General features: G+C 69.8%; 12 protein-coding genes. 9 read left to right on the top strand and 3 right to left on the bottom strand.

The window, feature by feature from the left end; genetic code table 11:
* Positions 1-35 precede the first annotated feature (35 nt).
* The 8 genes from ACZ7IB_RS42565 (at position 36) to ACZ7IB_RS42530 (ending at position 10,953) form a co-directional block, all read left to right on the top strand.
* Complete coding sequence (locus tag ACZ7IB_RS42565) at positions 36-1,097, top strand: methionine ABC transporter ATP-binding protein (protein ID WP_470920226.1); 1,062 nt, start codon at positions 36-38, stop codon at positions 1,095-1,097.
* Positions 1,094-1,765 carry a methionine ABC transporter permease gene (locus ACZ7IB_RS42560; RefSeq protein WP_470920224.1) on the top strand — a complete coding sequence of 224 codons (672 nt, stop codon included), beginning with the start codon at positions 1,094-1,096 and terminating at the stop codon, positions 1,763-1,765. Before ACZ7IB_RS42565 ends, ACZ7IB_RS42560 begins: the two co-directional genes overlap by 4 nt.
* A gap of 73 nt (positions 1,766-1,838) precedes the next feature.
* Positions 1,839-2,711, top strand: coding sequence for a MetQ/NlpA family ABC transporter substrate-binding protein (locus tag ACZ7IB_RS42555; protein ID WP_470920223.1), 873 nt, complete (start codon positions 1,839-1,841; stop codon positions 2,709-2,711).
* A gap of 102 nt (positions 2,712-2,813) precedes the next feature.
* Complete coding sequence (locus ACZ7IB_RS42550; RefSeq protein WP_383073787.1) at positions 2,814-3,500, top strand: GNAT family N-acetyltransferase; 687 nt, start codon at positions 2,814-2,816, stop codon at positions 3,498-3,500.
* A 107-nt stretch (positions 3,501-3,607) separates the two neighbouring features.
* Positions 3,608-4,846, top strand: a complete 1,239-nt coding sequence (cbiE, locus tag ACZ7IB_RS42545) for a precorrin-6y C5,15-methyltransferase (decarboxylating) subunit CbiE (RefSeq protein WP_470920221.1) — start codon at positions 3,608-3,610, stop codon at positions 4,844-4,846.
* Positions 4,847-5,179: 333 nt separating this feature from the next.
* Positions 5,180-8,437 carry a nicotinate-nucleotide--dimethylbenzimidazole phosphoribosyltransferase gene (gene cobT / locus ACZ7IB_RS42540; RefSeq protein ID WP_470920220.1) on the top strand — a complete coding sequence of 1,086 codons (3,258 nt, stop codon included), beginning with the start codon at positions 5,180-5,182 and terminating at the stop codon, positions 8,435-8,437.
* A 254-nt stretch (positions 8,438-8,691) separates the two neighbouring features.
* Positions 8,692-9,954: a uroporphyrinogen-III C-methyltransferase gene (gene cobA / locus ACZ7IB_RS42535; RefSeq protein ID WP_470920218.1), complete on the top strand. Its 1,263-nt coding sequence runs from the start codon at positions 8,692-8,694 to the stop codon at positions 9,952-9,954.
* A 99-nt stretch (positions 9,955-10,053) separates the two neighbouring features.
* Positions 10,054-10,953, top strand: a complete 900-nt coding sequence (locus ACZ7IB_RS42530; RefSeq protein ID WP_470920217.1) for a TrmH family RNA methyltransferase — start codon at positions 10,054-10,056, stop codon at positions 10,951-10,953.
* A 623-nt stretch (positions 10,954-11,576) separates the two neighbouring features.
* Here the strand turns inward: ACZ7IB_RS42530 and ACZ7IB_RS42525 are convergent.
* The 3 genes from ACZ7IB_RS42525 to ACZ7IB_RS42515 all read right to left on the bottom strand — a co-directional run bounded on the left by ACZ7IB_RS42525 (position 11,577) and on the right by ACZ7IB_RS42515 (position 12,792).
* Entirely contained in the window at positions 11,577-12,041 is a 465-nt protein-coding gene (locus tag ACZ7IB_RS42525) for a DDE-type integrase/transposase/recombinase (protein ID WP_470920258.1), read from the bottom strand.
* Positions 12,042-12,052: 11 nt separating this feature from the next.
* A complete protein-coding gene (locus tag ACZ7IB_RS42520; RefSeq protein WP_470920216.1) occupies positions 12,053-12,424 on the bottom strand; it encodes an IS3 family transposase in 372 nt (123 codons plus the stop codon).
* 62 nt (positions 12,425-12,486) lie between these two features.
* Complete coding sequence (locus ACZ7IB_RS42515) at positions 12,487-12,792, bottom strand: transposase (protein ID WP_470920214.1); 306 nt, start codon at positions 12,790-12,792, stop codon at positions 12,487-12,489.
* Positions 12,793-12,982: 190 nt separating this feature from the next.
* Here ACZ7IB_RS42515 and ACZ7IB_RS42510 point away from each other — a divergent pair, with 190 nt between their 5' ends.
* Positions 12,983-13,135 carry a hypothetical protein gene (locus ACZ7IB_RS42510; protein WP_470920262.1) on the top strand — a complete coding sequence of 51 codons (153 nt, stop codon included), beginning with the start codon at positions 12,983-12,985 and terminating at the stop codon, positions 13,133-13,135.
* Positions 13,136-13,207: the final 72 nt, after the last annotated feature.

The following is a 13,207-nucleotide window of genomic DNA, read 5'->3' as shown; positions in this document are numbered from 1 at the left end:
ACCGCGCCGCGCACTCGACAGTGACGGAAACCCCTGTGATCACCACTTCGGGCCTCACGAAGGTCTACCAGTCGCGCGGCCGCGAGGTCACCGCCCTGGACGGCGTCGACCTGCACGTCCGCGAGGGCGAGGTGTACGGCGTCATCGGACAGAGCGGCGCCGGAAAATCCTCCCTCATCCGCTGCATCAACCTTCTGGAACGCCCCACCTCCGGCACCGTGACCGTGGCCGGCCAGGACCTCACCGCCCTTGCCGGCCGGGGCCGCCGGGCCGGCAAGGAGCTGCGCGAGGCGCGCAGCCGCATCGGCATGGTCTTCCAGCACTTCAACCTGCTGGCCTCGCGCAACGTCCAGGACAACGTCGAACTCCCGCTGGAGATCCTCGGCGTCTCTGGAAAGGACCGCTCCCGCAAGGCCCTCGAACTCCTCGACCTGGTCGGCCTCGCCGACAAGGCCAAGGCCTACCCCGGCCAGCTCTCCGGCGGGCAGAAGCAGCGCGTCGGCATCGCCCGCGCGCTCGCCGGAGACCCCAAGGTGCTGCTCTCCGACGAGGCGACCTCCGCCCTCGACCCCGAGACCACCCGCTCCATCCTCCAGCTGCTGCGCGACCTCAACCAGCAGCTCGGCCTGACCGTTCTGCTCATCACGCACGAGATGGACGTCGTCAAGACGATCTGCGACTCGGCCGCGCTGATGCAGAAGGGGCGCATCGTCGAGTCGGGCACCGTCGGTGAACTGCTCGCCACCCCCGGCTCCGAACTGGCCCACGAGCTGTTCCCCGTCGGCGGTACGGCCTCCGGCCCCGATCGCACGGTCGTCGACGTCACGTTCCACGGGGAGGCCGCCACCCAGCCGGTGATCTCCCAGCTCTCCCGTACGTACAACATCGACATTTCGATCCTGGGCGCCGCGATGGACACCGTCGGCGGCAACCAGATCGGCCGGATGCGCATCGAGCTGCCCGGCCGCTTCGAGGAGAACGTCGTCCCGATCGGCTTCCTGCGGGAGCAGGGCCTGCAGGCCGAGGTCGTGGAGCACGACGCCACCTCCATCCCCGTACAGACCCCCGCCCCGCTTACCAAGGAGGTGGCGAAGTGACCTGGTCCGAAATGCAGCCGCTGCTCACCCAGGGAACCATCGACACCCTTTACATGGTGCTCTGGTCCGCGGTCGTCACCGTTGTCGTGGGGCTGCCGCTCGGCGTCCTGCTGGTCCTCACCGACAAGGGCGGACTGCTCCAGAACACCCCGGTGAACAAGGTCATCGGCGTGATCGTGAACATCGGCCGCTCGCTGCCGTTCATCATCCTGCTGATCGCCCTGATCCCCTTCACCACCTGGGTCGTCGGCACCTTCATCGGCCCGACCGCGATGATCGTGCCACTCGCCGTCGGCGCCATCCCGTTCTTCGCACGGCTCGTCGAGACGGCCGTCCGCGAGGTCGACCACGGGCTCGTCGAGGCCGTCCAGTCGATGGGCGGGTCCATCCCGACGATCGTGCGCAAGGTGCTGCTGCCGCAGGCACTGCCCTCGCTCATCTCCGGCGTGACCACCACCGTCATCGTGCTCATCGGCTACTCCGCGATGGCCGGTGCGGTCGGCGGCGAGGGGCTCGGCTCCAAGGCCGTGACCTACGGATTCCAGCGCTTCGACAACCAGTTCATGCTCATCACCGTCGCGCTGCTGATCGTCATCGTGACCGTGATCCAGCTGATCGGCGACGGAGCCGTACGCCTGCTGGCCCGCCGGGGCCGCACCACCACCTGAGACTTCCTCTCCGCTCAAGCCCGAACTCCTTGTCCGGGCGCACCACCCTCACCACCAGAAAGAGGCACTTTTCGTGCGTAAGAACATCAAGATCACCGCAGCCGCAGCCGCCGCCGCCACCGCCGCCCTGGCCTTCGGCCTCACCGCCTGCGGCACGTCGTCCGACCCGGCCTCCAAGAGCGAGACCGGCGCCAAGGCCGACACCTCCAAGGCGCTCGTCGTCGCCGCGTCCCCGACGCCGCACGCCGACATCCTGAACTTCGTCAAGGAGAACCTGGCGGCCAAGGCGGGCCTCAAGCTGGAGGTCAAGGAGTTCACGGACTACGTCCTGCCGAACACCGCCACCGAGACCGGCCAGGTCGACGCCAACTTCTTCCAGCACGCGCCGTACCTCGACGACTTCAACAAGAAGAACAACACCCACCTCGTCTCCGTCGGCACCGTCCACCTGGAGCCCCTCGGCCTCTACTCCAAGAAGGTCAAGGCCATCGGTGACATCAAGTCCGGCCAGACCATCGCGGTGCCCAACGACACCACGAACGAGGGCCGCGCCCTCCAGCTGCTCGCCGAGAACGGCCTGATCACCCTCAAGTCCGGTGTCGGCACCGACGCCAAGCTGAGCGACATCACCGACAAGAAGGGCCTGGAGTTCAAGGAGCTGGAGGCAGCAACCGTGCCCCGCGCCCTGAACGATGTGGACGCCGCCGTCATCAACGGCAACTACGCCATCGAGGCCAATCTCAAGCCCGCCAAGAACGCCCTGGCGCTGGAGAAGGCCGACGGCAACCCGTACGCCAACATCATCGCCGTGAAGAAGGGCAACGAGAAGGACGCCCGCGTCCAGAAGCTCGTGAAGCTCCTCCACTCCGACGAGGTCAAGAAGTTCATCGAGGACACCTACCAGGGCTCGGTCATCCCGGCCTTCGGCACCGCCGCCAAGTCCTGACACCCGCACGGAATCTGTCCGACGAGCCCCGCGCACCCCACCAGGGGGGCGCGGGGCTCCGTCGTACGGACCCGCCCATGCACAACGCCGGCCCGATGCTGCATGCTGTGTCTTTACACGGTCTTCGGCATGGAGCTGCGCATGACTTCCACCTTTCCGGACATCTCCATCAGCACGGATCGGTTGGTGCTGCGCCCCTTCGACATGGCGGACATCCCCGCGTACATCGAGATGATGAACGACGAACTCGTGACGGCCTGGACCGAAGCCCCTCACCCCTACACCCAGGTCGACGCCGAACGCTGGGTCCGCAGGATCGCACCCGCACAGCGCACCACGGGCGACGGCATCGTCTTCGCCGTCACCGAATTCCTCACCCAGCGACTCGTCGGCTCGGTCCGCCTGCGCAACACCGACTGGCGCACCCTCGCCACCGAGGCCGCGTACATCACCGCCCCCTGGGCACGCGGCGAGGGATACGCCACCGAGTCCGTGCTGGCGCTGGCCCAGTGGCTCTTCCGCGACCAGGGCTTCGAGCGCATCGAACTGCGCACCGCCGCCGACAACACCGCCTCCCAGCAGGTCGCCCAGAAGCTCGGCTGCATCAGCGAGGGAGTGCTGCGCAACGCCCGCATAGCGCGCACCCGGACCGAGAACGGCACAGACGGAGGCTGGACCGACATCAGGACCGACCTGATCGTCTGGGGCCTGCTTCCCGAGGACCTCGAAGGGGTGGCCGAGCAGCTCGCCGACGCGGGCGGCTACGGCGCCTACAACGACTGGAACTGACCCCTCGAAGGGGTCCTGGCACCGTACTGGTCCGGACCGGGTACTCTCACCCTGCCCGCCCTTCACGAACTTCCCCACCTGCGACAACTCCAGGAGACTGACGACAGATGGCCGATCGGGTCACCGTGATCGGCTGGGACGGCTCGCCACTGACCGGAGCGGCCACGGCCGCCCTCTCGGCCGCCACGCTCGTCGCCGGAGCCGCCCACCACCTCGCACTCCCCGAAGTCCCGGCGAACGCCGAACGGATCCGCCTGGGCTCCATCGACCTGGCCGCCCGCCGGATCGCCGGACACCGCGGCAGCGCCGTGGTCCTCGCCGACGGAGACCCCGGCTTCTTCGGGGTCGTACGCAATCTCCGCGCACCCGAGCACGGCCTCGAAGTCGAAGTGGTGCCGGCCGTGTCCTCCGTCGCCACCGCGTTCGCCCGCGCCGGGATGCCGTGGGAGGACGCCCAGATCGTCGTCGCCCATCCCCGCACCCTGCGGCGCGCCGTCAACGTCTGCCGCGCCCACCACAAGGTCGCCGTCCTCACCTCGCCCGGCGCCGGCCCCGCCGAACTCGCCCTGCTCCTCGAAGGCGTCCACCGCACCTTCGTCATCTGCGAAGAACTCGGCACCGCACGCGAACAGGTCAGCGTCGTCACATCCGAAAAGGCCGCCGACCACGTCTGGCGCGACCCCAACGTGGTGATCGTCATCGGCGGTGGCCCCGAACCGCAGGCCACCGGCGCCTGGATTGCCGGCCGCCACCCCGCCTACCCCCGTGGCGTACGAGGCTGGGCACTGCCCTCTCAGGCATACCGGGGCGGCGCCGCGGACGCCGGGGACGAGAGCGGCGAGGGCGAGTCCCCGGGGCTGCGCGCCGCCCAACTGGCCCGCCTGGGCCCCCGCACCGGAGACCTCCTGTGGGACATCGGCTCCGGCAGCGGGGCCCTGGCGGTGGAGGCCGCCCGTTTCGGGGCGGCGGTCCTGGCGGTCGACAGCGACCCGGCGGCCTGCGCCCGCACCGCGGCGTCGGCCCGGTCCTTCGGAGTCCAGCTCCAGGTCGTCGAGGGCCGGGCACCCCACGTGCTGGAACGGCTGCCGGAGCCCGATGTCGTACGGATCGGGGGCGGGGGAGTCCCCGTCGTCACCGCCGTCGCCGAGCGCCGGCCCGAGCGCATCGTGACCCATGCGTCGACGCGCGACGAGGCCGAGGCACTCGGCGCGGCACTCACCGGGAACGGGTACACCGTCCGGTGTTCGCTCCTCCAGTCCGTCGAACTCGACACGGCCGCATGGTCGGAGCGCGAACGCTCGGTCGTGTTCCTGCTCTCGGCGCTGCGTTCGGACCTCGCCCCCTGACCCGGTCGGCGTACAGCGCGAGGTAGGCTGGCCGATCGTTGCACCGCGGCTGGACGTTCGTCGCTTCGTTCGTCAATGTCCTGAAAAGGGGATCGTTTTGGCCCCCGTTGTGGTACGGCAGAACCGGGGGATGCGCGACGTGGCGCAGTCCACAGCGAGCCGTGGCGAAACGAGCTGCCGCGGCGGCGAACGGCCGCGAGAATGCAGTATGTCCGCGACCGTTTCGTGCCGCGCGGCGCGCCCGCTCGTTCTTGTTGACGAGCGCCGGCGTGCCGTGGTCGGGCGTCCCGGGCGATGGGCCGAAGGAGCACTGACGATGGGCGAGGGGTACGCATGAGTGACACCGGCCAGATCCCGGGTGAGGGACTGCCGGAGAACGCAGGCATGGTGGAGCAGCCGGGCATCGCCGCCCCGGATGCCTACACCTACCTCGCTCCCTCCGAGCATGTGTCCGAGGACGACGATCTCCTGCTGATGCCGAGCCCCCAGGGCGCCTGGGGCGACCCGCAGGCGGTACCGGCCCCCGGCCAGTACCCCGAGGGCGTCGCCGCGCAGGCGCTGCTGCCCGAACAAAACGCCTATCAGGCCCAGCCCTCGGCACACGCGGTCCACTCCCAGCCGGTCGGCGAGGCCCCCGCGCAGCCCCAGGGGCCCGTGCAGGTGCAGGTGCAGGAACCCGTCCAGACGCAGGTCGCGGACGCATACGCCGCACAGCAGCCGGTGGCCGAACCCCTGCCCGAGACCGGCCAGGGGACGCACGAGACCGGTGGCCGCGACTCCGGTTCGGTCGACCTGAGGGGCGTACGCATCCCGTCGCCCACCCCGGCTCCCGCTCCGGCCACGGCAGCGCAGACCCAGGCCCCGGCGCGCCGGCCGCTGCATCGCGGCCCGGTCGCGGCAGACGGCGGGCCGTCCTACGGCGGAACGCCGAGCGGCGGTGTGGTCCGCTCGCTCGCCGACCGCGGACCGGCGGGCGCGCCCCACGCGCAGGCCCCGGCGCAGGCCCCCGTACGGCACGCCGGACCGCCGACCACCGGGCCCGAGTACTTCGAGATGCCGGTTGACGAGGCGGCCGCACTGCCGGGCCCGCAGCTCGGTGAGATCCTGCCGCAGGGCGGAAGCCCCTGGTCGGCCGAGGCGCCGCAGCCGGTCGTTCCGCCGGTGGCGGCAGAAACGGTCGTGCCGGAGCCGGTCGCCGAGCCGGTACCGGCGACACAGCAGGAACAGCCGGTGCAGGTCGCTCCGGTAGTGGTGCCAGAGGCCGTGAGTGCTCCCGAGGCCGACGCGGTACCGACCACTGTCGAGACTCCCGTCGAGGTTCCGGCGGAGGTTTCTGCCGGAGCACTGGCAGAGACTGTGTCCGAGGCGCCTGCCGAAGTCGCTGTCGTCGCATCGGAGGACATCGCGGAAGCCGCTCCCATGGGCCAGTTCGTGCCCGTGGAGGGTTCGGTGCCGACGCCCCCGCACCTGGCCCCGACCCCAGTCGTGGAGCAGGCCGTGGAAAGCGAGCCCGAGCCCGAGCGCGTGGTGTTCGCGATGGAGCCGGTCCAGCCCGCTCAGCCCGAGGCCGCGGAAGCGGTCCGGACTGTCGAGAACGTCGCGCCCGCTGAAGCTCCTCAGCCGATCCCCGCGCCCGTCCCCGGGGCCGAGGCTCCGACGGTGGCCGAGCCGGAGCCCGAAGCGGGCCCGGAGGTCATCGAGACCCCGGACATCACGGCCCCCACGGACAGTGCAGAGGCCACGGAGACCGCGCCCGTGGAGTCCGTACAGCCCGAGGCCCAGCCCGAGCCCCAGCTCCAGGCCGAGGAAGCGGAAGTTCCCGAGGCATCCGAGTCCGAAGAGACCGGGGCTCCCGCCTCCGCGCCCGCCCCCGGCTACGACGACGCCGAGCGCGAGGCCGTCCTGCGGGTCATGCGCGAGCGCCGCGACATCCGCAACGGCTTCCGCAGCGACCCGATTCCGCACGAGGTTCTGCTCCGTGTCCTCGAAGCCGCACACACGGCGCCCAGCGTCGGTCACTCGCAGCCCTGGGACTTCGTCGTCATCCGCTCGGCGGAGACCCGTCGTTCCATGCACGAACTGGCGCAGCGTCAACGCGACGCCTATGCCAAGTCGCTTCCCAAGGGCCGGGCGAAGCAGTTCAAGGAACTGAAGATCGAGGCCATCCTCGACACCCCGGTCAACATCGTCGTCACCGCCGATCCCACCCGCGGTGGCCGCCACACCCTCGGCCGGCACACCCAGCCGCAGATGGCCCCCTACTCCTCGGCGCTCGCCGTCGAGAACCTGTGGCTCGCCGCCCGCGCCGAAGGCCTCGGCGTCGGCTGGGTCAGCTTCTTCGACGAGCGCGAGATGGTGCGCGCCCTGGGCCTGCCCGAGCACCTCGAAGTCGTCGCGTACCTCTGTGTCGGTTACGTCGACGAGTTCCCCGAGGAGCCGGAGCTGATGCAGGCGGGCTGGTCCAAGCGCCGCCCGCTGTCCTGGGTCGTCCATGAGGAGACGTACGGCCGCCGCGCACTGCCCGGCGAGGAGCCGCACGACCTGCTGCAGGAGACCATCTCCAATATCCGTCCGCTGGACGCCAAGGCGCTCGGCGAGGCCTGGGAACGCCAGAAGCGGATGACCAAGCCCGCCGGCGCGCTCGGGATGCTGGAGATCATCTCCGCGCAGCTGTCGGGACTCTCCCGGATGTGCCCGCCGCCGATCCCTGAGCCCGCGGCCGTCGCGATCTTCGCGGGTGACCACGGGGTGCACGCCCAGGGCGTCACGGCCTGGCCGCAGGAGGTCACGGGCCAGATGGTCGCCAACTTCCTCGGCGGCGGCGCGGTCTGCAACGCGTTCGCGGCCCAGGTCGGCGCCGAGGTGTGCGTGGTTGACGTCGGTGTGGCCATGGAGCTGCCAGCGACCCCCGGCCTCCTTCCCCGCAAGGTGCGCGCCGGAACGGCCGACTTCACGACCGGCCCGGCCCTCACCCGCGAAGAGGTCCTCGCGGCCATCGAGGTCGGCATCGAGACCGCCCGTGATCTGGTCGCGGCAGGCAACAAGGGCCTGCTCACCGGTGAGATGGGCATCGCCAACACCACCGCGTCGGCCGCACTGATCTGTGTGTACACGGGCATGGACCCGGCCGAGGTGACCGGTCGCGGCACCGGCATCAACGACGAGATGCACGCCCGCAAGGTCGACGTGGTCCGCCGGGCCCTCGAACTCCACCAGCCCGACCCGGCAGACCCGATCGGTGTCCTGGCATCGGTCGGCGGCCTCGAACACGCGGCGATGGCCGGCTTCCTGCTGGGTGGTGCCTCGCTCCGTACGCCCGTCATCCTCGACGGCGTGAGCGCGGGCGCCGCGGCCCTGGTCGCCCGGGCGATCGCCCCCGAGGCCCTCGCCGCCTGCATCGCCGGCCACCGCAGCGCCGAGCCCGGCCATGTCGCCGCGCTCAACAAGCTGGGCCTGCGCCCGCTGGTCGACCTCGACCTCCGCCTCGGCGAAGGCACGGGCGCGCTGCTGGCGCTGCCGATCGTGCAGAGTGCGGCGCGGGCGATGCATGAGGTGGCGACGTTCGACGCGGCGGGCGTCACGGAGAAGTAGCCCCTCCACCGGACCCCCGCTCCTCAATCACCGAAAGGCTTGTTTTCCGGCCTCGTCGGTGTTCGAGGCGCGGGGTCCGGGGCGGAGCCCCGGTTACGGGAAGGGCGGGCAGGGGAAGCAAGCCCGCCGCAGGCGCCCCACGCACCCCCGCACCCCACCCCGTATCGTGGACCCTGCCCCACAAACCCGCACGTCACAGCCGCTCCACCGCCGCAGCGGCCCGCACCCCGCACCTTACGAGGAGCCGCACCGCCATGGCCGAGCACGCAGATCACGCCGATCACCCTGCGTACCCCGTCGGACTGCGTCTCAGCGGCCGCCGGGTCGTCGTGGTCGGCGGCGGCCAGGTCGCCCAGCGCCGGCTCCCCGCGCTCATCGCGGCAGGCGCCGACATCGTCCTCGTATCGCCGGCCGCGACCCCGTCCGTCGAGGCGATGGCCGACGCCGGCGAGATCCGCTGGGAGCGCCGCCCGTACGCCGACGGGGACCTGGCCGACACCTGGTACGCACTCATCGCGTCCGACGACACCGCGGCGAACGACGCCGCATCCGCCGAGGGCGAGCGCACCCGCACCTGGTGCGTCCGCAGCGACAACGCCGACGCCGCCACCGCCTGGACCCCGGCCACCGGCCGCAGCGAGGGCGTGACCGTCGCCGTCCTCACCACCGACACCCACGGCCGCGACCCGCGCCACTGTGCCGCCGTCCGCGACGCCATCGTCGAGGGCCTGCGCGACGGCACCCTCGCCGCACCCCACCACCGCACCCGGACCCCCGGGGTCGCCCTGGTCGGCGGCGGCCCCGGCGACCCGGACCTGATCACGGTGCGCGGCCGCCGCCTCCTCGCCGAGGCCGACGTCGTCATCGCAGACCGCCTCGGCCCGCGTGACCTGCTCGACGAACTCCCTCCGCACGTCGAGGTGATCGACGCCGCGAAGATCCCGTACGGCCGCTACATGGCCCAGGAGGCGATCAACCAGGCGCTCATCGAGCACGCCAAGGCGGGCAAGGCCGTCGTGCGGCTCAAGGGCGGCGACCCGTTCGTCTTCGGCCGCGGCATGGAGGAGGCCCAGGCGCTCGCCGCCGAAGGCATCGCCTGCACCGTCGTGCCCGGCATCTCCAGCTCGATCTCCGTGCCCGGCGCGGCCGGAATCCCCGTCACCCACCGCGGTGTGGCCCATGAGTTCACCGTCGTGAGCGGCCATGTCGCCCCGGACGACGAGCGCTCGCTGGTCGACTGGCCGGCCCTCGCCCAGCTGCGCGGCACGCTCGTACTCCTGATGGCCGTCGACAAGATCGGCGCGATCGCCCGTACCCTCATCGCCCACGGCAAGGCCCCCGAGACCCCGGTCGCCCTGGTCCAGGAGGGCACCACGGCAGCCCAGCGCCGGGTCGACGCAACGCTCGCGACCGTCGCCCAACGGGCCGTCGCCGAAGACGTACGTCCCCCGGCCGTCATCGTCATCGGCGACGTCGTCGCGGTCGGTGCGAGCTCCGTATCGCTCCCCGCCGAATAGCCGGCGCGAGCACCGCCCGCATCCCGCCGAGTAACCAGCGGTAACGGATCTTCTCCCAAGCCGTTGGCACCACACACCGGACAAGGCAGTATCAAACCCGTGGCTGATCTCATCACCGTCGACGACCCCGACGACCCCCGCCTGCGCGACTACACCGGACTGACCGATGTCGAACTCCGGCGCAGACGAGAGCCCGCCGAGGGCCTCTTCATCGCCGAGGGCGAGAAGGTGATCAGACGCGCCAGGCACGCCGGGTACGAGATGCGGTCGATGCTGCTCTCGGCGAAGTGGATCGATCTGATGCGCGATGTCATCGACGAGGTCCCGGCCCCGGTGTACGCGGTCACTCCCGAGCTCGCCGAGCGCGTCACCGGATACCACGTCCACCGCGGCGCCCTCGCCTCGATGCAGCGCAAACCACTGCCGACGGCCGACGAGCTGCTGGCGACGACCCGCCGGGTGGTCGTCATGGAGGCCGTCAACGACCACACCAACATCGGCACGGTGTTGCCTTTGCGTCTACAAGAGCGTGCTGGTCAATGTCGTATTGCGATCTTCGAGGATATCGTTGATCACGCCAATCTGGGTGCGGCCTTCCGTAATGCGGCGGCTCTGGGAGTGGACGCCGTATTCCTCACCCCGCGCTGTGCCGACCCCCTTTACAGGCGGGCCGTGAAGGTGTCCATGGGGGCTGTCCTCGCGGTCCCGTACGCCAGGTTTGAGTCATGGCCGCGTGACGCCGATGTCATCCGGAAGGACGGCTTCACGCTCGCGGCCCTCGCCCTCTCGGCGAGTTCCATCACTCTCGATGAGCTCGCCGGTCGCCGTTACGAGAAGCTTGCCCTGATGCTGGGCACGGAGGGGGTGGGGCTGTCGGCCGGAGCGCTACTGGCTGCCGACGAGCATGTACGCATCCCGATGGATGCCGGTGTCGACTCCCTGAACGTGGCCGCTGCCTCAGCTGTCGCCTTCTACGCCACCCGGCCGACCGAGGTATGACTGACCTCGGAAGATGAGGATCATGAGCCCGCCTGCTGCGGCGTTCCGAGGTGCTGGACAGGGAAGACACCAGGTCGCTGCCCGCGGAGGGACTGTTCCCGGCGTATAGCCCGACTCGTCTGCCATTATGGCCCTGGCCAGGGAAACGTTCTGGTCAGGGCCATAATGCGTCTTGCTGGAGTTCCCGCCCGTACCTGCGGTTTCCCGGGAGTTCCCGCGCGATTGTGCACGCGTTGTGCACGCGGCTCGGGGCGGCCGGAGTATGCCGAGGGCAGTGAACGTGGCGCAGGCGGGAGCCCTCGGCGGGGGACATGGAACGTGGGAACGGGGAAAGCCGCTCTTCGGGGGTGGGCGGCTGGTGATTCAGACGGTTGTGCGGCTGAATCGGTAGGTCGGTCGTTTGGTGGCAGAGCGAGTCCTTGGCAGGCGCCGCACAATAGGGCTCGGCGTGGCACAGTCCCCGTGACCTGCGGGGACGAGCTGATCATTCAAGTAAAGGCTTGGCTACCGAACGCGCAGACCAGAAGATCATCTGGGCGCAGTGCATGGTGGAGCGAGGGCCGGGCGCACGCAGGACCCCCCTTCTGCTCTGAAGTTCCCCCCTGATCTTGGACAGCGGTTGCTTACGCTGCGGGGGTGAAGTCGTGCTGCAGCCTGGCTCGGGTTTCGAGTGGGGTGAGGTACCCGAACTCGGGGTGCTTGCGGAGCCGGGTGCGGTTGTACTCGACCTCGATGAAGCGGAAGACGTCGGCGCGGGCCGTTTCGCGGCTCTCCCAGACGGTGGTGCCGATCTCCGCTTTCAGCAGTCCGAAGAAACTCTCGGCTGCGGCGTTATCGTAGCATATGCCGGTTCGTCCCATGCTCTGTCTCAGGCTCAACTCCCGTATTACAGTGCGGAATTCGCCACTCGTGTACTCGCTGCCGCGATCGGTATGCATGATGCAGCCGCCCTGGAGGTCGCCGCGGCCGGCGGCCATCCGCAGCGCGTCGGTGACCAGCTCGGCACGGTGGTGTTCGGCCATCGCGTACCCGATCACCTCGCGCGTCGCCAGGTCGATGACGGTCGCGAGATACCACCAGCCCTCGATCGTCGGCCGGATTAGGTGATGTCGCCGACGAGCTTCGTGCCAGACCGGGTAGCGGTGAAGTCGCGGCCGACCAGGTCCGGAGCCGGTGCGGCCTTGGTGTCCTGCTGCGTCAGGTGGCGGCGCCTGCGGCGGGTGACGCCGCGGATGTCACGCTCGCGCATGATCCGCTCGACCTTCTTCCGGTTGATCGCATGGCCCTTGCGCCGCAGCGCGGCGTGCACGCGCGGAACACCGTAGGCACCCCGTGAGGAGGCGTGGATCTCGCGGATCTCCGCGGTCAACTCATCCTCGGCACACTGCCGTTCGGCCGCTGCCGGCCGGGCCGCCAGCCAGGAGTAGTAGGTGGAGCGGTTGATCCCCGTGACGCGGCACAGCAGGGCCACGCTGTAGCCGTCGGGGTTGGTCTCGGCGGCCTTCTCCGCGTCGATGAAACGGCACAGAGTGCCTACTTCATCGACTCCTTCGCGAAGAAGGCCGCTGCTTTTTTCAAGATCTCGATCGTCTGCTGCTGTTCCCGGCTCTCCCTGCGCAGCCGCTGGAGCTCTTCCCTCTCCGCCGTGGTCAGCGCGCCGGGCGCCCCCTCGCCACGGTCAATCTTCGCCTGCTTCACCCAGCCGCGAAGCCCCTCCGGACTCACGCCGAGTTCCCGGGCGACCTCGGTGACATTCCGCCCTGACGACCGGACCAGTGCCACCGCGTCCCGCTTGAACTCCGACGTGTACCGCTTGCTCATGTTGCTCTTGCCACTCAACCTGGACTGCTTCCTCCGGGACCTATCCGTCCCAGTATCAGGCTGTCCACTTCAGCGGGGGAACTTCCAAGGCCGGGTAGTTAGCGTTTTCGCAGGCCACGCAAGGGAGTTGAAGGACTTCTGACACAGAGCAACGGAACTCGTTGGTACAGGCAGTCGTCCAAGACAGCTTGTCCCATAAGGAGTTCCGTTGCCTGTTCATTGTGTCCCGTCGTCGGCGCTGACGACCATCACCCGTACGGTGACCGTGGCCGCGGGCCGGTTCGCTCCCGGACATCTGGGAGAACTGACGCCGATCATCCCGTTCGAGCTGGTCGACGGGGTGTGTCAATTTAACGGCTGATCTTGGTTGTTGAGTTGGTCAGTGGTCGGTGGGAGTCAGGCGGCCCTCGAAGGCGACCTGGAAAGCGTTCAA

Source organism: Streptomyces sp. NPDC037301 (genome assembly GCF_055602785.1).
This window is presented reverse-complemented; position numbering and strand designations above follow the sequence as displayed.

Excerpts from the sequence above, each read along its gene's own strand:
- ACZ7IB_RS42550 (WP_383073787.1), top strand. The coding sequence starts at position 2,814 with ATGCTGTGTCTTTACACGGTCTTCGGCATGGAGCTGCGCATGACTTCC.
- cbiE (WP_470920221.1), top strand. The coding sequence starts at position 3,608 with ATGGCCGATCGGGTCACCGTGATCGGCTGGGACGGCTCGCCACTGACC.
- cobT (WP_470920220.1), top strand. The coding sequence starts at position 5,180 with ATGAGTGACACCGGCCAGATCCCGGGTGAGGGACTGCCGGAGAACGCA.
- cobA (WP_470920218.1), top strand. The coding sequence starts at position 8,692 with ATGGCCGAGCACGCAGATCACGCCGATCACCCTGCGTACCCCGTCGGA.